Here is a 22,664-nt window from a genome sequence, read left to right as displayed (position 1 = left end):
GTGACGACCGATCGACGTGCCGCCGTGCTGGCCGGGCTGCCGGAGCTGCTGCCCGAACTGGAGGAGCTCTACCGCGATCTGCACCGCCATCCCGAGCTGTCCTTCGCCGAGCACGAGACCGCGCGCAAGCTGGCGGCGCGGCTGTCCACCGCGGGGTACGAGGTGCACACCGGGATCGGCGGCACCGGGGTGCTCGGGGTGCTGCGCAACGGGCCGGGGCCGGTGGTGCTGCTGCGCGCCGATATCGACGCCCTGCCGGTACAGGAGCGGACCGGCCTTGAGTACGCCAGCACGGTGCGGGCCACCGACGAGTCGGCAGGCGGGCACGAGGTGCCGGTGATGCATGCCTGCGGGCACGATATGCACGCCACCTGGCTGACCGGCGCCACCCGGTTGCTGGCGCGGCAGCGGGACCAGTGGTCGGGCACCCTGCTCGCGGTTTTCCAGCCGGGGGAGGAGGTCGGCGACGGTGCCGCGGCGATGGTGCGCGACGGGGTGCTGGAGCATGCGCCCACCCCGGCAGTGGTGCTCGGGCAGCACGTGGTGCCCGGGCCCGCGGGCTGGGTGCTCACCCGGCCCGGGGTGCTGATGGCCGCGACCGACGCGCTGCGGATCGTCCTGCACGGCAGGGGCGGGCACGGTTCCCGCCCGGAGACCACGGTGGATCCGGCGGTGCTGGCCGCATCCGTCGTGCTGAAGCTGCAGACGATCGTGTCCAGGGAGATCGCCGCCACCGAGCAGGCCGTGGTGACCGTGGGCTCGATCCGGGTGGGCACGGCGCACAACATCATTGCCGACCAGGCCACGCTCGAGGTGAACGTGCGGACCTTCGAGGAGCCGGTGCGTGAGCGGGTGCTGGCGGCGATCAGGCGGATCGTGGGCGGCGAGGCCGCTGCCGCGGGCGCCCCGCATCCGCCGGAGATCACCGAGATCACCCGCTTTCCGGTCACCAGCAATGACGAGGCGGCCACCAACGAGCTGGCGACGGTGTTCCAGGACCACTTCGGCGCGCAACGGGCGATGCCGGCACCGCTGGTCACCGGGAGTGAGGACTTCGGCGAGTTCGGCCGCGCAGCCGGGGCGCCCTCGGTGTTCTGGCTGGTCGGCGGGCTGGACGAGGGGGAGGTGACCGCGGCGGCCGCGGCGGGCCGGTTCGAGCAGGACGTGCCGTCGAACCACTCCGCGCTGTTCGCGCCGGTACTGCATCCGACCCTGAGTACCGGGGTGGAAACCCTGGTCGTGGCCGCACTGCGCTGGCTGGACGCCCCCACTGTCGGATGAGCGGGCACGGTGGGACGATGGAGCCGGAGGTGGTGCCGGAATGAGCGAACCGGACAAGCGCTCCGCTCCGGTACTGATCACCGAGGCCCAACCCTCCTACGATGACCAGTACGCGGCCCGCAAGCGCAAGTACGCGCTGATGATGGGGATGCGGTTTCCCTGCCTCATCCTGGCCGGTGTCTTCTACCACACCTGGTGGCTCGCGCTGGCGTTCATCGTGCTGTCCATCCCGCTGCCGTGGGTCGCGGTGCTGATCGCCAACGACCGGCCGCCGCGTAAGGCCGAGGACGCGCACCGCTACCAGCGCGACGCCAAGGCCATCGAATCCACCGACCACCGCGTCATCGACGGCTGACCCATTACCCGCCCGTCCTGGGTCAGCAGGGGCCTGCGTCGCGCCACGCCGCCCAGGAGCCCGCGGTTCCCGGCTCGGCGCCGGTGGAGTACCAGGTGGACTCCCACCGGCGGCCGTTGTGCGAGACCTCGTCACCGGGCACATACGAGGTGGTGGCGCTCCAGGCGGGAACATCGCAGCCCGGCGGCGCGGTGCCCTCGAAGGAGACCCGGTGCAGCTGGCCGGACCGGTCGGTGGCCAGGTACAGCTCGCCGGCCTGGTCGGTGCCGAAGGTGGTGACCCACTGGGGGAAGCTGCCGATCTCGGCGCTGGTGTGGCTGCCGTCGGCGTTCTCCCGGACCGCCCGTGCGGTGCCCGAGCAGTAGTCGGTGCTGACGTAGGTGCCCTCGACCAGGTCCGCGAACTGCTCACCCCGGTAGACGTGGCCGCCGATCACCGTGCAGTTCCCCGCGGTCCCGGTGGGGTAGGTGAGCACCGGCGCGGTGTACTCGGCACCAGGATCGCAGCGATCCTGGTTGTACACCTCGTTACCCTCCATGCAGGACCAGCCGAAGTTCGTCCCGCCCGCGTCCGCGGCGATGTGGTCGACCTCCTCCCAGGAGACCTGCCCCACGTCGCCGATCCACAGCGAGCCGTCGGCGGGGTCGAAGGAGAATCGCCAGGGGTTGCGCAGACCGGAGGCCCAGATCTCGCCGCGCGCCCCCTCGACGCCCGCGAACGGGTTGTCCTCCGGGATGCAGTACGGCAACTCCCCGCAGGACCGGCTCACGTCGATCCGCAGCATCTTGCCCAGCAGGGTGCCCAGATCCTGCGCGGCGTCGAAGGGGTCACCCGCCCCGCCGCCGTCACCGAGGCTCCAGTAAAGGTAACCGTCCGAGCCGAACGCCAGGTCGCCGCCGTTGTGGTTGCTGAACCTGGAGTGCTCCTGGGCCAGCAGCACCTGCTCGGTGCCGCTGCCGACGTCGAACCGGGACAGGGTGACCGCGTCGTCCGAGGTCCGTGTGTAGGCGAGGTACACGTCCTGGCTGGAGGCGAAGTCCGGGGCCGGGGTGATGGCCAGCAGGCCCCGTTCGTTGGCGTCGTCGTTCACCCTGCCGGTGATGTCCAGTACCGGTTCGGGGGCGAGGCCGGTGTCGGGATGGAACTCCCGCACCCGGCCGGGTTTCTCGACGACCAGCAGCCTGCCGCTGCCGTCGTCCAGCGCGGTGATCGCGGTGGGGCGCTCCAGCCCGGAGGCCACCTCCGTGGTGCCCACGCTGATGTCCTCCAGCGGCGGCACGGCGTGATCCTGGCCGGCCACGGCGGCGGAGGCGGTGACCGGTAGTGCCGCGGACAGCATTGTGATGACGGTGATCGGGACGGCCAGATGACGTCGCGACATGTCAGCTCCAAACACCCGATAGTGGTATGGACCAACGCAACCAGCTTCGGCCTGCGGACGGTAGGTACGTCAGTAGGGCGGTCGGCAGGCGCCGAGGTGGGTGATGGTGCGGGCGGCGAGCCGGGTGCCGGCGCGCAGGGCCCGCGCGGGGGAGTGGCCACGCAGCCAGGCGGTGAGCACCCCCGCGTCGAAGGCGTCCCCGGCGCCGGTGCTGTCCACGCAGTCCACGGCCTCGGCCGGCACCGTGGTCACCCCGGTCCGATCCACCCAGGCCGCCCCGTGCGCCCCCGAGGTGACGGCCACCGCGCCCACCGTGCCGAGCAGCGCCGCGGCGGAGGCGGGCTCGGGGCCGCCGGTGAGCGCGGCGAGTTCGGCGGCGTTGGGCAGCAGCAGGTCCACACCCCTGATGTCGGCAAGGAACGCGGCCGGGTCGGTGAGCAGTGCCGCGGCCTGCGGGTCCACCGAGGTGGAAAGGCCCGCGGCCCTGGCCGCGGCGAGCGCGGCCAGCCCGGCGGCGCGGGAGGACTCCTCCAGCAGCACGTAACCGGAAAGGTGCAGGTGCGCCGCTCCCGCAGGGATACAGCCCGCGAGATCCTCCGCACGCAGCAGGGCGGCCGCGCCCCGGTCGGCCAGCATGCTGCGCTGGCCCTCGGCGTCCAGCAGCACCACCACGCAACAGGTGGCGGCCTCGGGATCCACGGCGAAGGCGCAGTGCACCCCCGACGCCGCCAGCTCGGCGCGGACCAGCCTGCCGCCCGCGTCCGCGCCGATCCTGGCCACCAGCGTCGGTTCGGCACCGCAGGCGCGCAGCGAGCGCGCGGTGTTCGCCCCGGCGCCGCCACAGGCCAGCCGGGCACCGGCCCGCACATCGCCGCCCGGCACGATGCCACCCTCCGGCCTGGCGAGCAGGTCCACCCCCGCGTCGCCGACCACCACGACCCTCACCGCGGGCTCAGCTCCACCGCCACCTCGGCGGCCAGCCGCGCGTTGGCCAGTACCAGCGCCTCGTTGGCGTCCAGGCTGGCGCCTGCGCTGGCCCGGTGGAAGTGCTCCAGCAGCACCGGGGTGACGTCCGAGCCGCGCACGCCCCCGGCCCGCAGCTTCGCCATACCCTCGGCGAGCAGCCGGTCGTGCAGGGCGCGGTCCAGCTCGTACTCGGCAGGCACCGGGTTGGCCAGCAGCAGTCCCGAGCCCGCGTGCCTGCGGTGCGCGCGGACGGCGGCGGCGACTTCCGCCGGGTCGTCCACCCGCTGGGACACCGGCAGCCCGGTGGAGCGGCGGTAGAACCCGGGGAAGTGCTCGGTGCGGTAGCCCAGCACCGGCACCGAGTGGGTCTCCAGCACCTCCAGGGTGGCCGCGATGTCCAGCACCGACTTCACCCCCGAGCACACCACCAGGGTCGGCAGCGCGGCCAGGGTGCCGAGATCGGCCGAGACGTCCCAGCTCACCTGCTCGCCCGGCAGCGGGAGGTGGACCCCGCCGAGCCCGCCGGTGCCGAACACGCCGATGCCGGCGGCATGCGCCAGCGCCGAGGTAGCGGAGATCGTGGTCGCCCCGCAGCGGCCGAGCGCGATCGTCGCCCCGAGGTCGCGCCGGGACAGCTTGGCCAGCCCCGCGCCGGGATCGCAGACCCGCTCCAGCTGTGCCCGGTCCAGGCCGATCCGGGCGACGCCGTCCAGCACCGCGATGGTGGCCGGAATGGCGCCCGCCTCCCGGACCACCCGTTCCAGCCGCAGCCCGACCTCGAGGTTGCGGCCCGCGGGCAGCCCGTGTGCCAGCAGGGTGCTCTCCAGCGCGACCACGCCATGCCCTCCGGCGAGCGCGTGGGCTACCTCGGGTGACACGTTCAGGTGGGATGTGCTCGTCATGCTTGCTCATCCTGCCGCACGGCAGGCGGTGCGCTACGCCCGCGCGAGGCCGGTGAGGCATGATAGAGGGGTGAGTACGCAGACCTTGCCCGATGTCGACACCCGCCCCGAGGGCACCGACAGCACCGACGACGACGCACCGAAGATGTTCCACTACGTGCGTAAGAACAAGATCGCGGAGAGCGCGGTCATGGGCTCGCACGTGGTGGCGCTGTGCGGTGAGGTCTTCCCGGTGACGAAATCCGCCAAGCCCGGCTCGCCGGTGTGCCCCGAGTGCAAGCGGATCTTCGAGAACCTGCCCCCCGGTGGCGAGGAATAGCACGAGCGGTAGCTCGCGCTAGCGGTCACCGCGCTGCGCCGGTCGCCAGTCCGCGGGGGCGTCGCCCCTGGTCGGCTCGCCCCCGGCGGGTTCTGTCCTGCCCTCCGCCGTGGCCTGCTCGGCTGGGTCCTCGGTGGCCTCGGTGTCTGTGGTGTCCTGCGCGTCCTGCGCGGTGCCGGCGGGCTCCTCGCCTGCGCCTTCGGCTTCCCGCCCGGCGCGGTTCGGCCTGCGCAGCGGCATGGTGGTGCGTTCCCAGAGCTTGCGGCCCTCCTCGGAGCGGATCCGCTCGTTCGCCCGTTCCAGCTCCAGCCTGCGCCATTTGCGCCGTTGCCGCCGGGTCATCTTGGCAGGCCACAGTTCCTGGATCGCGCTGTTGAAGTAGGCACCGCCGACGATCGCCATCCCGATGAAGAAGGTGAACAGCAGGAACGCGATCGGGGTGGCCAGCGCGCCGTAGGTGTAGCCGGTGGTGGTGATCCAGGTGATGTAGATGCGCAGCCCGACACTGGACAGCAGGAAGATCCCCATCGCCAGCACCGCCCCCGGCAGTCCCCGGTGCCATGGCAGCTTGCGCGGCAGCGCGAGCTTGTACAGGGTGGCCAGCGCGAGCACGATCAGCACGGCCAGCGTGGGGTAGTACAGCGTGCTCACCCAGTAGGCGACGGTGGGCTGCCACTGCGTGGGGAAGAACTCGGTGAGCAGGTCCGGGCCGATCGCGATCACCGGCAGCCCGATCACCACCAGCACCAGCCCGGCCAGGTACAGCAACAACGCGAAGATCCGCTGCCACACGTCGTTGCGTACGCCGTACTGACCGTGCGCCACGGTGATCGCGTCCACGAACGAGGCCATCGCCGAGGAACCGGCCCACAGCGAGATCAGGAAACCGACCGAGACGATCTCGCCCTTCCCCTTGTTCAGGATGTCCGCGACGGTCGGCTCGATGATCTGGTTGACCACGCTGCCGCTGAAGATCTTCTCGCAGAAGGCGATGATCTGGTCGTTCACCGCCCGCACGACCTCGGGGCCGAACCAGTCGCCCATGAAGCCCACGCTGCCCAGCAGCCCGAGCAGCAGCGGCGGCAGGGACAGGGTCTGCCAGAACGCGGCCTCGGCCGACTCGGAGAAGATGGCGCCGTCCCATGCCTTGCTCAGGGTGCGGCGGAGCAGGCGCAGCGGACCCTTCCTGCCACCCCCCTGCTGGGGCGCAGGTTGCCCCTCGCCGCCTGCGGCGGCCTCGGATCCCGCTCCACTCATCGCGCCATTAAGCATGGTCCATCCCGGCGCGTTCGGCCCGGCGGGTCGGTCTGGCGTGTCCTGCGCCCCCGCCGGACCCGCGTGCCGTGGCGGGGCCCACGCGGCCGAGCCAGGTAGGCTCGTATCGCTGTCCTCACCGCGGCACCGGCAGGGAGGCCGGACCAGCAGGGTGAGGACGTTCGCATGTTGTCACGTATGCCCGCGAGAGGAGTTGGACCTTCCGTGTCGGACACGGCCCAACAGAATCCGACGCCGGCAGCTGATGCGCAGCGCGGGTTCGCCGCACCCCAGCCCGAACACGACGCCACCGCGCGCCCGCTGCGCGCGTGGCAGCGCCGAGCGCTCACCAAGTACCTGACGACCAGGCCCAAGGACTTCCTCGCGGTCGCCACCCCGGGGGCGGGTAAGACGGTTTTCGGCCTGCGGATCGCCGCCGAGCTGATCTCCGACCGCACCATCGAGGCGATCACCATCGTGACCCCGACCGAGCACCTGAAGCATCAGTGGGCCATCGCGGCCGCCGGTGCCGGGATCGCGATCGACTCGAACTTCCGCAACACCACCGGGGTCACCTCCTCGGACTTCCAGGGCGTCGCGCTCACCTATGCCCAGGTGGCGGCCCACCCGACCCTGCACAGGGTGCGCACCGAGAACCGCAAGACGCTGGTCATCCTGGACGAGATCCACCACGGCGGGGACGCCAAGTCCTGGGGGGACGCCATCCGGGAGGCCTTCACCCCCGCGGTACGCAGGCTGGCCCTCACCGGGACGCCGTTCCGCAGTGACGACTCGCCGATCCCGTTCGTCAGCTACGAGCCGGAGGGCAGTTCCGGCGCGATGCGCAGCAAGGCCGACCACACCTACGGCTACGCCGACGCGCTGGCCGACGGCGTGGTCCGGCCGGTGGTCTTCCTCGCCTACTCGGGCGAGGCCTCCTGGCGGACCAGCGCGGGGGAGGAGTTCACCGCCCGGCTCGGCGAGCCGCTGACCGCGGAGCAGAACGCCCGCGCCTGGCGCACCGCGCTGGACCCCGGCGGGGAGTGGATCCCCTCGGTGCTGCAGGCCGCCGACACCCGGCTGAGCCAGGTCCGGGCCGGTGGCGTTCCGGACGCGGGCGGGTTGGTGATCGCCACGGACCAGGACTCCGCGCGGGCCTATGCCAAGCAGCTGGCCAGGATCAGCGGGGAGCAACCGGTGGTGGTGCTCTCCGACGACCCCGGCGCCACCAAGCGGATCGGCCAGTTCGCCGATTCCAACGAGCGGTGGCTGGTCGCCGTGCGGATGGTTTCCGAGGGCGTGGACGTCCCCCGGCTGGCCGTCGGCGTCTACGCGACCAGCGCCTCCACCCCGCTGTTCTTCGCGCAGGCGATCGGCCGGTTCGTGCGGGCGCGGCGCCCCGGCGAGACGGCGAGCGTGTTCCTGCCCAGTGTGCCGGTGCTGCTGGAGCTGGCCAGCGAGCTGGAGGCCGAGCGGGACCACGTGCTCGGCAAGCCGCATCGGGAGAAGGACGGCTGGGACGACGAGCTGCTGGTCGCGGCGAACCGTACCGAGGACGAGCCCGGTGAGGAGGAGAAGGCGTACACCTCGCTGGGTGCCTCGGCCGAGCTGGACCAGGTGATCTACGACGGGAACTCCTTCGGCACCGCGGTGTTCTCCGGCAGCGAGGAGGAGCAGGAGTACCTGGGGCTGCCCGGCCTGCTGGAGCCGGACCAGGTGCGGGCGCTGCTGCGCAAGCGGCAGGAGGAGCAGCTGGCCGACGAGAAGCGGCGTAAGCCCGCCAAGGAGGCCGCGAACGAGCAGCCCGCGGCCAAGCCGCAGAGCGTGCGGGAGCGGATCCATGCGCTGCGCAAGGAGCTGAACGCCCTGGTGGGGATGTACCACCACCGCACCAACAAGCCGCATGGCGCGATCCATAACGAGCTGCGCAGGGTGTGCGGCGGGCCACCGATCGCGATGGCCACCGTCGAGCAGCTGGAAGAGCGCATCGCCACGTTGCGTTCCTGGTAAGTCCGGGTAATTTCCCGGTTCGTTCGTTGCCAAAATGTGTCTTCCCTCGCAGTGTGTCTCCGCATATGTTGTCGCCCACAACATATGCGCGATGGGGCGCCGGATCGGTCCGGGCCGTCGCGTAGCGGCACGGGAAGGAACGACGGATGCGTACACGAGGCCGGACCAGGCGGCTTGCGCTCGCCGCGGCGACCATGGGAGCGGCGCTCACCCTGGCCGCATGCGGTGCGAACACGGCGGCTCCGGAGGGTGAGCAGAACGCTCCCGCGGAGTCCGGTGGCGAGACCAAGGGCACCGTCGGGGTGATCCTGCCGGAGACGGCCAGCTCGGCCCGCTGGGAGGGCTTCGACAAGCCCATGCTGGAGAAGGCGCTGCGCGCCGAGGGCTTTGAACCGGATGTGCAGAACGCGCAGGGCGAAGTGCAGAAGTTCAGCACCCTGGCCGACGGGATGATCGCCAAGGGGGTGAAGGTGCTGGTCATCGCCTCGATCAACAGCGAGGTCGGCAGCGCCGTTGCGACCAAGGCGCAGAACGCGGGTATCCCCACCATCGACTACGACCGGCTCAATCTCGGCGGCAGCTCCGACTACTACGTCTCCTTCGACAACGTGAAGGTCGGCGAACTGCAGGGGCAGGGCCTGGCCCAGGCGCTCGAGGGCAAGCAGGGCGCCGAGGTGATCGAGATCGAGGGCGCGCCCACGGACAACAATGCCTCGCTGTTCTACGAGGGCCAGCAGAAAGTCCTCGGCCCACTGTATGAGTCCGGCGAGTTGAAGCTGGTGCAGAGCCAGCGGATCGACGACTGGGACAACCAGAAGGGCGGCGTGACCTTCGAACAGATCCTCACCAGCAACGGCGGCACGGTGGACGGCGTGGTCGCCGCCAACGACGGGCTGGCCGGTGCGGTGATCACCGTACTGAAGAAGAACGGCCTCAACGGGCGGGTCCCGGTGACCGGGCAGGACGCCACCCCGGCCGGGCTGAAGGCGATCCTGCGCGGCGACCAGTACATGACGGTGTTCAAGCCGATCCAGCAGGAGGCCAACGCCACCGCCAAGCTGGCCGCCGCACTGGCCAGCGGGGACACCGCCGCCGCGGACGAACTCGCCTCGGATGTCACCGAGGACCCCGAAGGCGGCAGGCAGGTCAAGTCGGTGCTGCTCGAGCCCCAGCTGATCACCAAGGACAACGTGAAGACGGTGATCGACGAGGGCTACGTCCCGGCTTCCGACGTCTGCACCGACGACCTGCAGGACACCTGCGCCGAGCTCGGCATCTCCTGATCACCAGCCTGCCGGGGCGGGGAGCGTCCCCCGCAGCTCCCGCTCCCCGCCCCGGCCTCCAGCGAAAGAACCCACGATGACCGATCCCATCCTGCAACTGACCGCACTGAACAAGAGTTTCGGCGCGGTGCACGTCCTGCACGACGTGGACTTCGCCGTGCGAGCCGGCGAGGTCACGGCGCTGGTCGGTGACAACGGCGCCGGCAAGTCCACCCTGATCAAATGCATTGCCGGGATCCACGGGGCGGACTCCGGCACGGTGACCTTCCGCGGCGAGCCGGTGCATATCCGCGGCCCGAAGGATGCGGCGGCGCTCGGCATCGAGGTCGTCTACCAGGACCTCGCGCTGGCCGACAACCTCGACATCGTGCAGAACATGTTCCTCGGCAGGGAGCGTGGCAGCCGCTGGCTGCTGGACGAGGCGAGCATGGAGAACGCGGCGCGGGAGACGCTGGCCTCGCTGTCGGTGCGCACGGTCAAGTCGGTGCGCACCCCGGTGTCGGCACTGTCCGGCGGCCAGCGCCAGACCGTGGCGATCGCCAAGTCGGTGCTGTGGGACAGCAAGGTGGTGCTGCTGGACGAGCCCACCGCCGCGCTGGGTGTCGCGCAGACCCGGCAGGTGCTCGACCTGGTGCGCAGGCTCGCCGAGCAGGGCCTTGGCGTGGTGCTGATCAGCCACAACATGGCCGACGTCTTCGAGGTGTCCGACCGGATCGCCGTGCTGTACCTGGGCCGGATGGTGGCCCAGGTGCCGGTCAAGGACGTCACCCACAGCCAGGTCGTCGAACTGATCACCGCGGGCCGGTCGGGGGAGCTCGGCCTGGCCCGCCCCAGTCCGCACTCCTGTGAAAGAGCCGATCGTGCCTGATACCCAGACCAAACCCGGCAATGCCGCCATCACCGACTTCGGCATCGACACCACGGCGATGTCGAGCTCCGAGGCGATCCGGGACTACCTCACCCGGCTGCGCGGCGGGCAGCTCGGCTCGCTGCCCGCGCTGCTCGGGCTGCTGGCGCTGGTGGTCGTCTTCGCCAGCCTCTCCGACGTGTTCCTCTCCCTGAACAACATCGCCAACCTGCTCGCCCAGGGCGCGGGCCAGACCATCATCGCGATGGGGATCGTGTTCGTGCTGCTGGTCGGTGAGATCGACCTCTCCGCGGGCACGGCCTCCGGGGTCGCAGGCGCCGTGCTGGCCATGCACTTCGTGGAGGGCGGCAACCTGCTCGGCGGCATGGGCACCAGTGTGTTCGTGTTGTTCATCGCCGCGCTGGTGCTGGCGGTGCTGCTGGCGCTACTGCTGCGGATCTGGGCAGGCGCGGCCATGTCCGTGCTGGCCATCGCGATCGCCCTGTCCGGGATGGCGGCCAACCCGTGGCTGGAGATGCTGCTCGCGGTGTGCGTCGGCACGGCGATCGGCTGCATCACCGGCTTCCTGGTCGCCAAGATCGGTATGCCCTCCTTCGTGGTGACCCTGGCCCTGTTCCTCGCCTGGCAGGGCGTGATCCTGCAGTTCATCGGCGAGGGCGGGGTGCTGGGCATCAGCACCTCGCCGGTGCTGAACCAGGTGGCCAACGGCAACCTGTCCACCGCGGGCAGCTGGCTGCTGTTCGTGGTCGCCGCGGGCGGGTTCGCCGCGGTGACCCTTGGCAGGCACTTCTCCCGGCTGCGGCGCGGCCTGGTCACCCAGCCGACCGCGCTGGTGCTGGCCAGGGTGGGCGGGGTCGCCGCGCTCGGTGCCGTGGCCACCTACCTGCTCACCATCAACCGCTCGCCGAACCCGAGCATCGTGATCTCCGGCGTCCCCTACGTGGTCCCGATCGTGCTGGTGCTGCTGACCATCGGCACCTACGTGCTGAACCGGACCCGGTACGGGCGGCACATCTACGCGGTCGGCGGCAACCGGGAGGCGGCGCGCAGGGCCGGCATCGACGTGACCAGGATCCGGGCCAGTGTGTTCGTGGTCTGCTCCTCGGTGGCCGCGGTCGGCGCCATCGTCTACTCCTCCAAGGTCGGTTCGGTGGACCCGCAGGCAGGCGGGCTGAACACCCTGCTGTTCGCGGTCGGCGCGGCGGTGATCGGCGGAACCTCGCTGTTCGGCGGACGCGGGCGGGTGTTCGACGCGGTGATCGGCGGCACGGTCCTCGCCGTGGTCGCCAACGGGCTCGGCCTGCTCAAACAGCATGCTGCGGTGGTGTCCATCGTCACCGGGCTGGTGCTGCTGCTGGCCGCGACGGTGGACGCGCTGTCCCGCAAGCGCGCGACCGTCGCGTCTCGCTGAGCGTGACGGTGGGACACTCACGTTGTGACCAGCACATCCGTGGCGCGACCGGACGAGGTGCGCCGGTACAACCGCACAACCCTGTTGCGGGTGCTGCACGTCGACGGCCCGCTGACCCGAGCGGCGCTGGCGACGGAGCTCGGCCTCAACCGCAGCACCATCAAGGCACTGGTGGACGGCCTCGCCGAGGCCGGTGTGGTGCAGGAGCGGGTGCCGCGGCCCGGCCGCGGCGCCGGACGGCCCTCGCTGCTGGTGCTGCCGCAGCCGCAGGCGGCCGTGGTGCTCGCGGTGGACGTGCAGGTGGAGCACGTGGCGATCGCGCTGGTCGGGCTCGGTGGGCAGATCCTCGGCCGGAACAGCTGGAACCTGCACGGCCGCACCCGCGAGCCGGACGAGGTGATCACCCACATCCTGGAGTCCACCGCGGTCCTCGCCAGTGACCTCGGGGTGCGGCCCACCGCCGCGGGGATCTCGGTGCCCGGGGTGGTGCGCCGTTCCGACGGGCTGGTCCGCGAGGCGCCGAACCTGCGCTGGAGCGATGTCGCACTCGGTGACCGGCTCGGCGCGGTGCTGCGGATCCCCGTGCTGGTGGGCAACGACGCCGAACTGGGCGCGCTGGCCGAGCACCTGCGCGGCGCGGCGCGGGGCGCCGCGGACGCGGTGTACGTCTCGGCCGACGTCGGGGTCGGCGGGGGAGTGGTCGCCCAGGGTTCCTCGCTGCGCGGCGCCGCGGGCTACGTGGGTGAGATAGGGCACATGGTGATCCGGCCCGGTGGTCGTGGCTGCTACTGCGGTAGCCAGGGCTGCTGGGAGACCGAGGTCGGGGAGGCCGCGCTGTGCCGCGCCCTTGACCTGCCAGAGGACAGCTCCCGGGGCGCACTCGTGGTGGAACTGCGCAAGCTGGCCGAGGATCCCGCGGCCGCGCTGCGGCGGCTCGGGGAGTTCGCCGAGTGGCTGACCCTGGGCCTGGTGAACGTGGTCAACCTGCTCGGCCCGGAACTGGTGGTGCTGGGCGACCTGTTCACCGCCCTGCCCGACTCGGTTGTCGACTGGGTGGGAAAGCAGGTGCGGCAGCGCAGCCTGGTGAGCAGGGCGGTCGGCGGGGTCCGGGTGCAGCCATCGGCGCTGGGCGTGGACGTGAAACTGCTCGGTGCCGCCGAGGCCGCCTTCGAGAGCGTGCTGGACACCGTGTAAACGGATGGCGGGGACCCGTCAGAGTCCCCGCCATCCGCCGGTACCTGTTCAGCGCGCTCAGCGCTGCACGTCGGCCTCCAGTTCCTTCAGCTTGGACTCGTACTCCCGGCCGTGGTGGCCGCAGAACAGCAGCTCACCCCCGGTACGAAGAATGGCGCGTACCTGTGCTGCGGCGCCGCACCGGTCGCAACGGTCTGCAGCGGTCAGTTCGGGGCGGGTGAGCGTAGATGACGTCATTGGAGTCTCCCTCCGTCCCGGCATCGCATCCGATGCCATCTTTCCAGCCGCGACCACTCCCGGTCTGTCCGCCGTCGCCCGGGTCGGCTCCGGCTCCGCGGTGCTCGCTGGCTCTACTCTTGCAGACGTTTTGTGGCTCGCAAGTGTTCCCGGGCCTGTGCGAGGTGTGTCACGGCGAATTACCCCGGATGTCGTAGATCGAATCTCGGCATCAGGGACGGCGTCCCCGTTCTTGCTGTTTTCCCCGCTCAGGCACCATGCACACGTGGGTGTTGTTGCGCGTTCGCGGCGGCTGGCGACGATTCCGGCTCCGGCCTTGTTCGTTCTCAGCGGAATCTCGATGTACCTCGGTGCGGCCATGGCGGTATGGCTGTTCGGCGCCGCCACTCCGGCCGGGGTGGCCTGGCTGCGTTGCCTCGGCGCCGCGGTGGTGCTGCTGGCCTGGCGGCGGCCGTCCAGGGCAGCCTGGCGGGGGCGTCCGTTGTTGCTGGCCGGGGCGTTCGGCCTGGTCACCGCGGGGATGAACGTGGTGTTCTACGAGGCCATCGCGCGCCTGCCGCTGGGCACGGCGGTGGCGCTGGAGTTCGTCGGGCCAGTGGTGGTGGCCGCCTTCGGCTCCCGCGGGCCGCGGGATCTCGCCGCGCTCGGGCTGGTGGCCGCGGGTGTGTTCTGCATCGCCGACGTCCAGCTCGCCGGCAGCCCGGCCGGGGTGGCCTTCGCGCTCGCCGCGGCCGCGGCCTGGGCCGGGTACATCCTGCTCGGCAGGCGGGTGGCGGTTGGCGGTGGCGGGATCGACAGTCTTGCCGTGGGGTTCGCCGTCGCCACCGTGCTGCTCTGCCCGCTGGCGCTGGGCACCGGGCAGGTGTGGGGATCGCCACGGCTGCTGCTGCTCGGGATCGGCGTCGGGGTGCTGTCCACCGTGGTGCCCTACGCGCTGGACCAGCTGGTGCTGCGGCGGGTGGGGCAGGCCCGGTTCGCCCTGCTGCTCGCGCTGCTGCCGGTGACGGCCACGGTGACCGGGCTGGTGGTGCTGCGCCAGGTGCCCACCACGCTGGAGGCGATCGGCACCCTGGCGGTGGTGGCCGGGGTGGCGCTGCGTTCCGGGGATGCCAAGCCGGGCAAAGCGGATGACCTGCCGGAACCACCCTGAGTAGGATGCCGGGATGACCAAGGCGGCGTCCGCGGCGGCGAAGGACCTCGCCGCCACCGGAGTGCGCGGTGTGCACCTGGCATGGGCGGACAACAACGGCATCCCGCGCTCGCGTGTCGTGCCGATCGGCGGGCTCGCCGACGCCGCGGCCCGGGGTGTCGGGATCACCTCGCTGTTCGCCGTGTTCGACAGCCATGACGCGATCACCTACGACCAGCCGGTCCTGCCCACCCCCTCCGGCGACGTCCGGCTGGTGCCGGTGGTCGAGCGGCTGCGCAGGCTCTCCGGGCAGCCCGCGCTGGCCTGGGCGCCGGGGCGGCAGCTGGACACGGACGGCTCCCCGTGGCCCTACTGCCAGCGCAGCGTGCTGGAGCGCCAGGTCGAGGCCGCGGCGCGGCAGGGAATGCAACTGCTCGCGGGCTACGAGCTGGAGTTCGCGGTGGCGCCGGCGGGCAGCGTGGACATCGGGTCCGAGCCAGGGCACGGCGGGCCCGCGTACAGCCCGCACGCCCTGGTGCCGCTGGATGACTTCATCGCGGCGCTGCTGCACGACCTGGAAGCCAACGGGCTGCGCATCGGGCAGCTGCACGCCGAGTACGGGCTGGCGCAGGTCGAGCTGAGCCTGGCCGCCACCGACCCGGTGTCCGCCGCTGACGACCAGCTGCTGGCCAGGCAGACCATCCATGCCGCCGCGCACGCGCACGGGCTGCGGGTGAGCTTCGCGCCGCTGGTGACCCCGCAGGCCGCGGGCAACGGCTGGCATCTGCACACCTCGATCTGGCGCGGCGGTGGCAACCTGCTGGCCGGAACAGGGCAGTGGCCGGGGCAGCAGGGCGCGGCCTACCTGGCCGGGTTGCTGCGCGAGCTGCCCGCGGTGACCGCGGTCACCGCGCCGAGCGTGCCGTCGGGGCTGCGGCTGCGGCCGGGGTACTTCGCCAGCGCCTACGCCTTCTGGGGTGTGCAGAACCGGGAGGCGCCACTGCGTTATGTGCCCGGTTCCGCCTTGCTGGGCCCCGAGCACGCCAATGTGGAGCTCAAGCCATCCGACGCCTCGGCGAACCCGTACCTGGCGCTGGCCGTGCTGCTGGCCGCCGGGATGGCTGGCATCGAGCAGGGGCTGATCCTCCCGGAACCGATCGGGCAGGACCCCGGCACCTGGACCGCGCGGGAGCGGGCCGCGCGCGGGATCGAGCGGCTTCCGGTTTCGCCCGCGGAGCGGGACGCCGCGCTCACCGGTTCGGAGGTGGTGCCCGAGGTCCTCGGTACCGACCTGCTCGCCGCGTTCCGGGCCGTGCGGGCCTCGGACGCGGCCTGGGCAGAGGGCAAGGAGCCCGCGGAGATCGTGCACGCGCACCTGTGGCGGTACTGAGCTTGTCGTTACTGGACGAGGTGCGCTGGTTGCCGCATGCGCCGCTGCTGCTGGCGCGGGCGCGTGCTGAGATGCCGCAGAAAGACGGGCTGTGCGGCGGTTTCGTCGCCCTCGTCGCGTTACGTGCCGCCGGGTTCGCGGTGACCGACCAGGACGAGGCCGCGCTCGCGGCCGGTTCCGTGCTGCTGGCGCGGGCCGATCCGGCCGGCTCGGCCGATTCCTCCCGGCCGGAGACCGAGTCCGGCCGGGACGACTTCCGGCTGGACCTGCCGTCCACCCGCGACCCGGCCGCGGCCGGCACCTCGGCCGCCGGGGTCGCGCATGCCATCGAGCGGCTCTCCGCAGGCGGGCTGGCGGCGGTCCCGGCCAGCGGGGACTGGGACCCTGCCGCGCTCGGGACCCTGCTTCGCGCGGCCCACGGGCTGGACCGGGCCGCGGTACTGGCCAATGTGGCCACCGGGCTGTTCGGCGCACAGGACACCCCGCAGCGGGCGCTGCAGGACTACCTGCACACCGGAATGCCTCCACTGTGGATGTCCCGATGGCGGGTGGGGCATTTCGTGATCCTCGGCGGGACGATTACCGGCGCCGAGGGCACTCTGGTGTCCGTTGTGGACACATATCCCTCGCTCGGCGACCGCGGGGTGCACCTGCAACCGGTTGAGCATCTCGCGGCGGCGCTGCGGCGGGAGGGCTCGGCACCCGGCGGGGTGCTGCTGGTGGTCCCCGCCGGGCAGGCGGCCACGGCGCGCCGGATCGTCACCGCGGCCGGGTTACGGCCCGAGCTCTGGGACAACGGCAGCCCGCCACCGCGGTGACGGCTTACCGCAGGGTGCGGGCGTTGTGCCGGCCGTGGCCGTAGTAGAGCAGCATGCCGAATACCAGCCAGCCGCCGAAGGCGAGCCAGGTCAGCAGGTCCAGGTTGAGCATCAGGTAAAGGCAGGCGAGTGCGGCGAGGATCGGCAGCACGGGGGAGAGCGGCACCCGGAACGGGCGGTGCAGCTCCGGTTTGCGCTTGCGCAGCACCGGCACGGCCACCGCGACCACGATCATCGCGGCGAGCGCGCCCATGCTCACCAGGTCGGCGAGCGCGGCGATCGGGAGGAATGCGGCCAGCAGCGCGACCACGGCACCCGCGAGGAAGGTCATCCGATGTGGCGTTCCCCACCGTGGGTGCACCTGGCCCAGCCCGCGGGGCAGCAGCCCGTCCCGGCCCATGGCGAAGCCCACCCTGCCGATGGTCACCAGCTCCACCAGCATCACCGAGGTGAGGCTGGCCACCACACCCAGCGAGATCAGCGCGCCGATCCAGTGCATGCCGACCGACTCGAAGGCGGCGGCCAGCGGGGCGCTCTCGTCGATGTTCACGTAGGGCACCATCCCGGTGAGCACAAGGGACACCCCGAGGTAGAGCAGCGCGCACAGGCCCAGCGCGCCGAGGATGCCGATCTTGAGGTCGCGGGAGGGGTTCCTGGTCTCCTCACCGAGGTTCGCCAGCGCCTCGAACCCGGTGTAGGCGAAGAAGACGATCGCGGCGGCGGTGAGCATGCCCGCGAAGCCGTAGACCGACTGCTGCACGCCGAGCAACGCCTGCACCATCGGCTGGTCCAGCCCGGTCGCGCCGGGGTCGGGTGGCTGCGCGGGCGGGACGAAGGGGCTGAGGTTGGCCGGGTCGACGAAGAACACCCCGACCAGCAGGATCAGCGCGCACACCCCGACCTTGACCAGCACCAGCACGTTGGTGACCGTTGCGGACTGCCGGATGCCCCGTGCCGCGACCACGGTGAGCACCGCGATGATCAGTACCGCGCCGAGATTCACGATGGCTTCCTCACCGAACAGCTCCGGCGGCAGGCCCATCAAATTCGCCAGGTAGCCGGACCAGCCGCGGGACACCACCGCCGCACCCAGCGCGAACTCCAGCAGCAGGACCCAGCCGGTCAGCCAGGCGAAGACCTCGCCGAGGGTGGCGAAGGCGTAGGTGTAGGCGCTGCCCGCGGTCGGCATACCGGAGGCCAGCTCCGCGTAGCACAGTGCGGCGAGCCCGGCCACCACGGCGCCGATCACGAAGGAGAGAGTCACCGACGGCCCGGCGTGCAGCTTGGCCTGCACCCCGGCCAGGGTGAAGACGCCGGTGCCGATGATGATGCCGATGCCGGCGCCGACCAGGTCCCTGGCCCGGAGCCCGCGGCTCAGGCCGCTGTCTCGATGGTGCGCGAGGACGTCGTCGACATTCAGTGTTCGCAGCACGCCCATCGCGCAGCAGGGTATCCGATCGGGTGATGGCTATTCGGCGGAGTGGTGCTCCTTCGCCAGAATGGCCGCCTGCACCCTCGAGCGCAGCCCGAGCTTGGTGAGCACCCGGGACACGTGGGTTTTCACCGTGGTCTCGCCGATGAACAGCCTGCCCGCGATCTCCGCGTTGGAGAGGCCCTCGCCGAGGCAGGCCAGCACCTCGCGCTCGCGTTCGGTCAGTTCGCTCATCCCCTCCGGTTCGGCCGCGGGTGGCGGGGCGCCGGCCGCGAAGGCGTTGATCAGGGTGCGGGTGACCTGCGGGGCAAGCACACCCTCGCCCGCGGCGACCAGCCGCACGGCCTCCACCAGCCGGGCCGAGTCCACCGATTTGAGCAGGAACCCGGCGGCACCCGCCCGCAGCGCCGCGTAGACGTACTCGTCGAGGTCGAAGGTGGTGAGCACGAGCACGGTGCACGCGTTCGTACCGGCTAGCTCCCTGGTGGCCGCGATACCGTCCACCCCGGGCATCCGGACGTCCATCAGCACCACGTTCGGCCGCAGCGCCCGGGTCTGGCGGATCGCGGTCGCGCCGTCGGCGGCCTCGCCCACCACCTCGATGCCCTCGGCATGGTTCAGGATCAGTGCCAGGCCGGCCCGGACGGCACCATGGTCGTCGGCGATGAGTACCCGGATGGTCATCAGCCCGCCTGCTCCGTCCTGCCGTCGGTGGTTGGGAGCACCGCCGCCACCTGCCACCCGCGTCCGCCAGGGCCTGCGCGGAACGAGCCGCCGATGGAGTGGGCTCGCTCGCGCATGTTGACCAGCCCGGTGCCGGTGCCCTCGGCCGTGCCTGCCTGGCCGAGATCGTTGGTCAGCTCGACGTGCACCCGCCCGTCGTGCTGGCGAATGGTGAGGGCGGCTGTGCCGCCCGGTGCGTGCTTGACGGCGTTGGTCAGTGCCTCCTGAGCGATACGGTACGCGGTCAGGTCCACCGCCGCCGGTAACGCGGCGTCCGGGTCGAGCCGCAGGTCCACCTCCACCGCCATACCACTCGCCCTGGCGGATTCGACCAGTTTGGACAGTTCGCTCAGCCGGGGCGGCGCCGTCCGTTCGGTTCCGTTGTCGCCCGCCTTCAGCAGCCCGATCATCGCGCGCATCTCGGCCAGCGCGTCCACGCTGTTGCCGCGCACCGACTCCAGCACGGTATGCACCAGCCCGGAGCGTTCCTCCGCCGACGCCATGGACAACGCGGCCTCGGACTGGATCGCGATGGCGGAAAGGTGTCCCGCGATGACATCGTGCAGATCACGGGCCATTCTGGACCGTTCACTCGCGACCGCGGCCTGCCGGTCCAGTTCGGCGATTCTAGCCAGCTGCGCGGCATTGGCGCGTTCGGACTCGGCGATGTCCCGCTGCTGGCGCACGTTCGCCGCCCACCACACCGGGGTGACCAGGAACGGCAGGCAGGCGAAGGCCGCGAGTACCCCGAGCCGCCAGTCGGGCGCCAGGATCAGCGCTGCGGCGGTCACCCCGAGCGTCCCGATCGCGGCGACCGGGATCATCGCCCGGCTCAGCCGCCGGGAGCCGTAGAGCGTGGCGGCATAGACGAGATCGGAGAACGCGACCAGGGTCGGGGCGGCCAGGCCGAGCGCCAGCATGTCGACGCCCAGCAGCAGGGTGGCAAGGCCCAGCGCCAGCGCGGGCGCCCGCCGCCGCAGCACCTGCGTCGAGCACAGCAGGGCGTACAGCGCGATACGCAGCCAGAACGGGGCGTCGGCCGGGTCGCCGAACAGCTGGTACAGCCCGGCGAGGTACAGCAGGCTGCCGCCGCCGAAGGTGAAGCAGGCGATCAGTGCGTCCTGCCGGTACGGCGGCAACCTGCTCAACCGGAACCGAGACAGCATGATGGACGGCCGCACGCGACCATCTCAGCACATCCAGCCAGGGCGGGACGTCCTACGAACTGATGACGGCGGGCTCCTGCCCACGGCCGACGCGCTCGTCGGACGGCGGATCACACCCTGATGGCGTGGACAACGTGCTGGATTTTCTCGCCGGGAACCCGCTCGCGGCGGTCATCGCCGCGGGCGAGATCGGGTTCTGGGTGTTCATCGTGGGTGGCCTGGTCGCCAGGTACGTACTGCGGCTGCGCCGGACCGGGCTCGTGCTGCTCGCCGCGACGCCGCTGCTCGATGTCGGTGTGCTGGTGGCGACCATGATCGACGTCGCGGGCGGGGCGCGGGCGAACGAGGTACACGGCATCGCCGCGGCGTACCTCGGTTTCAGCATCGTGTTCGGACCCAGCATGGTGCGCTGGGCCGATGCCCGCTTCGCGCACCGCTTCGCCGGCGGCCCACCACCGCCGAAACGTGCGAAGCGAGGCCCGGCCCGGACCCGGTACGAGTGGCGGGAATGGGGCAAGTGCGTGCTGGCCTGCGCGATCACCGCGTCCGTCTTGCTGGTGCTGATCTTCGTCGTCGGCACCCCTGAGCGGACCACCGCACTGTGGTCGGGCTGGCTGCCAAGGCTCGGTCTGCTCACCGGTATCTGGTTCGTGGTGGGCCCGCTGTGGCAGGTGCTGACCCCGGCCGGGGAGAAGGAGATGGTCGAATCGTGATCGAGGTACTCGGAATCCTGCTGATCGTGCAGGGTGTCGGCGGGTTCATCAACCGCGTCGCGGAGAGCGGTTCGCGCTCCTGGTTCGTGCAGCTGCACCTGCTGCCGCCGGTCCTGCACATCCCGGCCAGCGTGGTCATGGCGGTGCTGGGCGTCGCGCTGGTCATCCTCTCCAGCTCACGCCGGCGCCGGACCGGCCGCGGCTGAGCGAGACGAAGGCCCGCCGACCGATCGGTCGGCGGGCCTTCGGGACGACTGGCTCAGTGCCTGTTCGCGAGTTCAGTCCAGGTAGTCGCGCAGCACCTGCGAGCGGGAAGGGTGGCGCAGCTTGGACATCGTCTTCGACTCGATCTGCCGGATCCGTTCCCGGGTGACCCCGTAGACCTGGCCGATCTCGTCCAGCGTCCGCGGCTGGCCGTCGGTGAGGCCGAACCGCAGCCGCACCACACCGGCCTCGCGTTCGGACAGGGTCTGCAGCACCGACTGGAGCTGGTCCTGCAGCAGGGTGAACGACACCGCGTCCACCGCGACCACGGCCTCGCTGTCCTCGATGAAGTCACCGAGCTGCGAGTCGCCCTCGTCGCCGATGGTCTGGTCCAGCGAGATCGGCTCGCGGGCGTACTGCTGGATCTCCAGGACCTTCTCCGGGGAGATGTCCATCTCCTTCGCGAGCTCCTCGGGGGTGGGCTCGCGACCGAGGTCCTGCAGCAGCTCGCGCTGGATCCGGCCGAGCTTGTTGATCACCTCGACCATGTGCACCGGGATCCGGATGGTCCTGGCCTGGTCGGCCATCGCGCGGGTGATGGCCTGGCGGATCCACCAGGTGGCGTAGGTGGAGAACTTGAAGCCCTTGGTGTAGTCGAACTTCTCGACCGCGCGGATCAGGCCCAGGTTGCCTTCCTGGATCAGGTCCAGGAAGGCCATACCGCGTCCGGTGTAGCGCTTCGCCAGGGACACCACGAGCCGCAGGTTCGCCTCGAGCAGGTGGTTCTTCGCCCGTTCCCCGTCGCGCACGATCCACTTGAGATCGCGGCGCATCTGGGTGGTGAGCTTCTCGCCCTCCTCCTCGGCGGCACGCACCCGGTCGGCGGCGTACAGCCCGGCCTCGATGCGCTTGGCCAGCTCGACCTCTTCCTCGGCGTTGAGCAGCGCGACCTTACCGATCTGCTTGAGGTACGCGCGCACCGAGTCGGCGGAGGCGGTCAGCTCGGCATCCTTGCGCGCCTGGCGCAGGGCCTCCGACTCCTCCTCGTCCCAGACGAAGTCGGGGTCGGTGGGCTTGCTGCCCTTACCGGCCTCCTCCTCGTCGGCCTCCTCCTCGGTCACCGTGGCGTCGACGACGTCGACCTCCACGGCGTCCACCTCGAGATCGGAGAGGTCGACATCCTCGAGGTCGGCGGCGTCGACCTCCTCGCCGGGGCTCTCCGGCTCGACCTTGGGCTCCTCGCCCTTGGTGGTGCCCTTGCGGGCACGCGTGGTCTTCGCGGGAGCCTTCTTCGCGGTCGACTTCTGGCCCGAGGACTTCGGACGGGGCTTCTTGGCCGCGTCACCCGTGGTGTCGGGCTCGTCCGCCGTGTCCTCGGCGGCCGTCGAGGTCTTGGCGGCGCTCGTTGATTTCGTCCCGCTTCTGGTTGCGGTTCTTGCGGCTGCCACGTACGCCCTTTCACAGCGGTCGATCATGACGAGCCGAGACACGTACGTCCCAGCTTCCTCAGATTCGGGGAACACGGGTCCTGCCTGCGAGTTTGCCTCCCGCAGCAGTGGACCGCGTTCCATTGTAACGATGATGCGCCGGGCCGTCGCGAAGCGATCACTCCCCGGCGTGCTTCCGCA

General features: G+C 71.2%; 22 protein-coding genes. 13 read left to right on the top strand and 9 right to left on the bottom strand.

What is annotated here, in order from left to right; all coding sequences use genetic code 11:
* Positions 1–1,281 carry an amidohydrolase gene (locus KOI47_RS20145; protein ID WP_216205720.1) on the top strand — a complete coding sequence of 427 codons (1,281 nt, stop codon included), beginning with the start codon at positions 1–3 and terminating at the stop codon, positions 1,279–1,281.
* Positions 1,282–1,321: 40 nt separating this feature from the next.
* Complete coding sequence (locus KOI47_RS20140) at positions 1,322–1,636, top strand: DUF3099 domain-containing protein (RefSeq protein ID WP_216205718.1); 315 nt, start codon at positions 1,322–1,324, stop codon at positions 1,634–1,636.
* Positions 1,637–1,658: 22 nt separating this feature from the next.
* On the opposite strand, the gene KOI47_RS20135 is transcribed toward KOI47_RS20140, so the two are convergent.
* The 3 genes from KOI47_RS20135 to KOI47_RS20125 form a co-directional block, all read right to left on the bottom strand.
* The gene (locus KOI47_RS20135) at positions 1,659–3,017 is read right to left on the bottom strand and encodes a PQQ-dependent sugar dehydrogenase (RefSeq protein WP_216205715.1); all 1,359 of its coding nucleotides are present in this window, start codon (positions 3,015–3,017) and stop codon (positions 1,659–1,661) included.
* 69 nt (positions 3,018–3,086) lie between these two features.
* Positions 3,087–3,962 (bottom strand): carbohydrate kinase family protein, encoded by an 876-nt coding sequence (locus KOI47_RS20130; RefSeq protein WP_216205712.1) that lies wholly within the window; start codon positions 3,960–3,962, stop codon positions 3,087–3,089.
* Entirely contained in the window at positions 3,959–4,885 is a 927-nt protein-coding gene (locus KOI47_RS20125) for a pseudouridine-5'-phosphate glycosidase (protein WP_216205709.1), read from the bottom strand. Before KOI47_RS20125 ends, KOI47_RS20130 begins: the two co-directional genes overlap by 4 nt.
* A gap of 70 nt (positions 4,886–4,955) precedes the next feature.
* On the opposite strand from KOI47_RS20125, the gene KOI47_RS20120 reads away from it, so the two are divergent.
* A complete protein-coding gene (locus KOI47_RS20120; RefSeq protein WP_216205708.1) occupies positions 4,956–5,204 on the top strand; it encodes a DUF3039 domain-containing protein in 249 nt (82 codons plus the stop codon).
* 18 nt (positions 5,205–5,222) lie between these two features.
* Here the strand turns inward: KOI47_RS20120 and KOI47_RS20115 are convergent, their stop codons facing one another.
* The gene (locus tag KOI47_RS20115) at positions 5,223–6,461 is read right to left on the bottom strand and encodes a YihY/virulence factor BrkB family protein (RefSeq protein ID WP_232376130.1); all 1,239 of its coding nucleotides are present in this window, start codon (positions 6,459–6,461) and stop codon (positions 5,223–5,225) included.
* Between the two features lie 222 nt (positions 6,462–6,683).
* Between KOI47_RS20115 and KOI47_RS20110 the strand changes: the two genes are divergently transcribed.
* The 5 genes from KOI47_RS20110 (at position 6,684) to KOI47_RS20090 (ending at position 13,224) form a co-directional block, all read left to right on the top strand.
* Complete coding sequence (locus KOI47_RS20110; RefSeq protein ID WP_216205701.1) at positions 6,684–8,468, top strand: DEAD/DEAH box helicase; 1,785 nt, start codon at positions 6,684–6,686, stop codon at positions 8,466–8,468.
* Between the two features lie 146 nt (positions 8,469–8,614).
* Positions 8,615–9,751, top strand: a complete 1,137-nt coding sequence (locus tag KOI47_RS20105) for a sugar ABC transporter substrate-binding protein (protein WP_216205698.1) — start codon at positions 8,615–8,617, stop codon at positions 9,749–9,751.
* A 76-nt stretch (positions 9,752–9,827) separates the two neighbouring features.
* The gene (locus tag KOI47_RS20100; protein WP_216205695.1) at positions 9,828–10,619 is read left to right on the top strand and encodes an ATP-binding cassette domain-containing protein; all 792 of its coding nucleotides are present in this window, start codon (positions 9,828–9,830) and stop codon (positions 10,617–10,619) included.
* Entirely contained in the window at positions 10,612–12,030 is a 1,419-nt protein-coding gene (locus KOI47_RS20095; RefSeq protein WP_232376129.1) for a sugar ABC transporter permease, read from the top strand. Before KOI47_RS20100 ends, KOI47_RS20095 begins: the two co-directional genes overlap by 8 nt.
* Positions 12,031–12,054: 24 nt before the next feature.
* Positions 12,055–13,224: an ROK family transcriptional regulator gene (locus KOI47_RS20090; RefSeq protein ID WP_216205692.1), complete on the top strand. Its 1,170-nt coding sequence runs from the start codon at positions 12,055–12,057 to the stop codon at positions 13,222–13,224.
* A gap of 57 nt (positions 13,225–13,281) precedes the next feature.
* Here the strand turns inward: KOI47_RS20090 and KOI47_RS20085 are convergent, their stop codons facing one another.
* On the bottom strand, positions 13,282–13,461 hold the full coding sequence (locus KOI47_RS20085; protein ID WP_216205689.1) for a DUF7455 domain-containing protein: 180 nt from the start codon (positions 13,459–13,461) through the stop codon (positions 13,282–13,284).
* Between the two features lie 340 nt (positions 13,462–13,801).
* On the opposite strand from KOI47_RS20085, the gene KOI47_RS20080 reads away from it, so the two are divergent.
* From KOI47_RS20080 to KOI47_RS20070, 3 genes are read left to right on the top strand one after another with little or no spacing between them, the layout of a single operon-like run.
* Positions 13,802–14,611 carry an EamA family transporter gene (locus KOI47_RS20080; protein ID WP_216217421.1) on the top strand — a complete coding sequence of 270 codons (810 nt, stop codon included), beginning with the start codon at positions 13,802–13,804 and terminating at the stop codon, positions 14,609–14,611.
* 13 nt (positions 14,612–14,624) lie between these two features.
* Positions 14,625–15,980 (top strand): type I glutamate--ammonia ligase, encoded by a 1,356-nt coding sequence (locus tag KOI47_RS20075; protein ID WP_216205686.1) that lies wholly within the window; start codon positions 14,625–14,627, stop codon positions 15,978–15,980.
* Positions 15,968–16,798: a DUF6885 family protein gene (locus KOI47_RS20070; RefSeq protein WP_232376128.1), complete on the top strand. Its 831-nt coding sequence runs from the start codon at positions 15,968–15,970 to the stop codon at positions 16,796–16,798. Before KOI47_RS20075 ends, KOI47_RS20070 begins: the two co-directional genes overlap by 13 nt.
* A 4-nt stretch (positions 16,799–16,802) precedes the next feature.
* Here KOI47_RS20070 and KOI47_RS20065 read toward each other — a convergent pair whose 3' ends face one another.
* The 3 genes from KOI47_RS20065 to KOI47_RS20055 are packed head-to-tail and all read right to left on the bottom strand — an operon-like array spanning position 16,803 to position 20,119.
* On the bottom strand, positions 16,803–18,236 hold the full coding sequence (locus tag KOI47_RS20065; protein ID WP_216205684.1) for an amino acid permease: 1,434 nt from the start codon (positions 18,234–18,236) through the stop codon (positions 16,803–16,805).
* A gap of 30 nt (positions 18,237–18,266) precedes the next feature.
* Positions 18,267–18,914, bottom strand: coding sequence for a response regulator (locus tag KOI47_RS20060; protein ID WP_216205681.1), 648 nt, complete (start codon positions 18,912–18,914; stop codon positions 18,267–18,269).
* Positions 18,914–20,119, bottom strand: coding sequence for a sensor histidine kinase (locus tag KOI47_RS20055; protein ID WP_216217419.1), 1,206 nt, complete (start codon positions 20,117–20,119; stop codon positions 18,914–18,916). Before KOI47_RS20055 ends, KOI47_RS20060 begins: the two co-directional genes overlap by 1 nt.
* A gap of 125 nt (positions 20,120–20,244) precedes the next feature.
* Here KOI47_RS20055 and KOI47_RS20050 point away from each other — a divergent pair, with 125 nt between their 5' ends.
* Positions 20,245–20,832 carry a hypothetical protein gene (locus KOI47_RS20050; protein WP_216205677.1) on the top strand — a complete coding sequence of 196 codons (588 nt, stop codon included), beginning with the start codon at positions 20,245–20,247 and terminating at the stop codon, positions 20,830–20,832.
* A complete protein-coding gene (locus KOI47_RS20045; protein ID WP_216205674.1) occupies positions 20,829–21,038 on the top strand; it encodes a hypothetical protein in 210 nt (69 codons plus the stop codon). Before KOI47_RS20050 ends, KOI47_RS20045 begins: the two co-directional genes overlap by 4 nt.
* A gap of 72 nt (positions 21,039–21,110) precedes the next feature.
* On the opposite strand, the gene KOI47_RS20040 is transcribed toward KOI47_RS20045, so the two are convergent.
* The gene (locus tag KOI47_RS20040; protein WP_216217418.1) at positions 21,111–22,511 is read right to left on the bottom strand and encodes an RNA polymerase sigma factor; all 1,401 of its coding nucleotides are present in this window, start codon (positions 22,509–22,511) and stop codon (positions 21,111–21,113) included.
* Positions 22,512–22,664 lie beyond the last annotated feature (153 nt).

The sequence above is a fragment of the Amycolatopsis aidingensis genome, assembly GCF_018885265.1.
GTDB classification, from domain to species: Bacteria; Actinomycetota; Actinomycetes; order Mycobacteriales; family Pseudonocardiaceae; genus Amycolatopsis; species Amycolatopsis aidingensis.
Note: the sequence above shows the minus strand (reverse complement) of the source record. Positions and strands in the feature narration are given on the sequence as shown.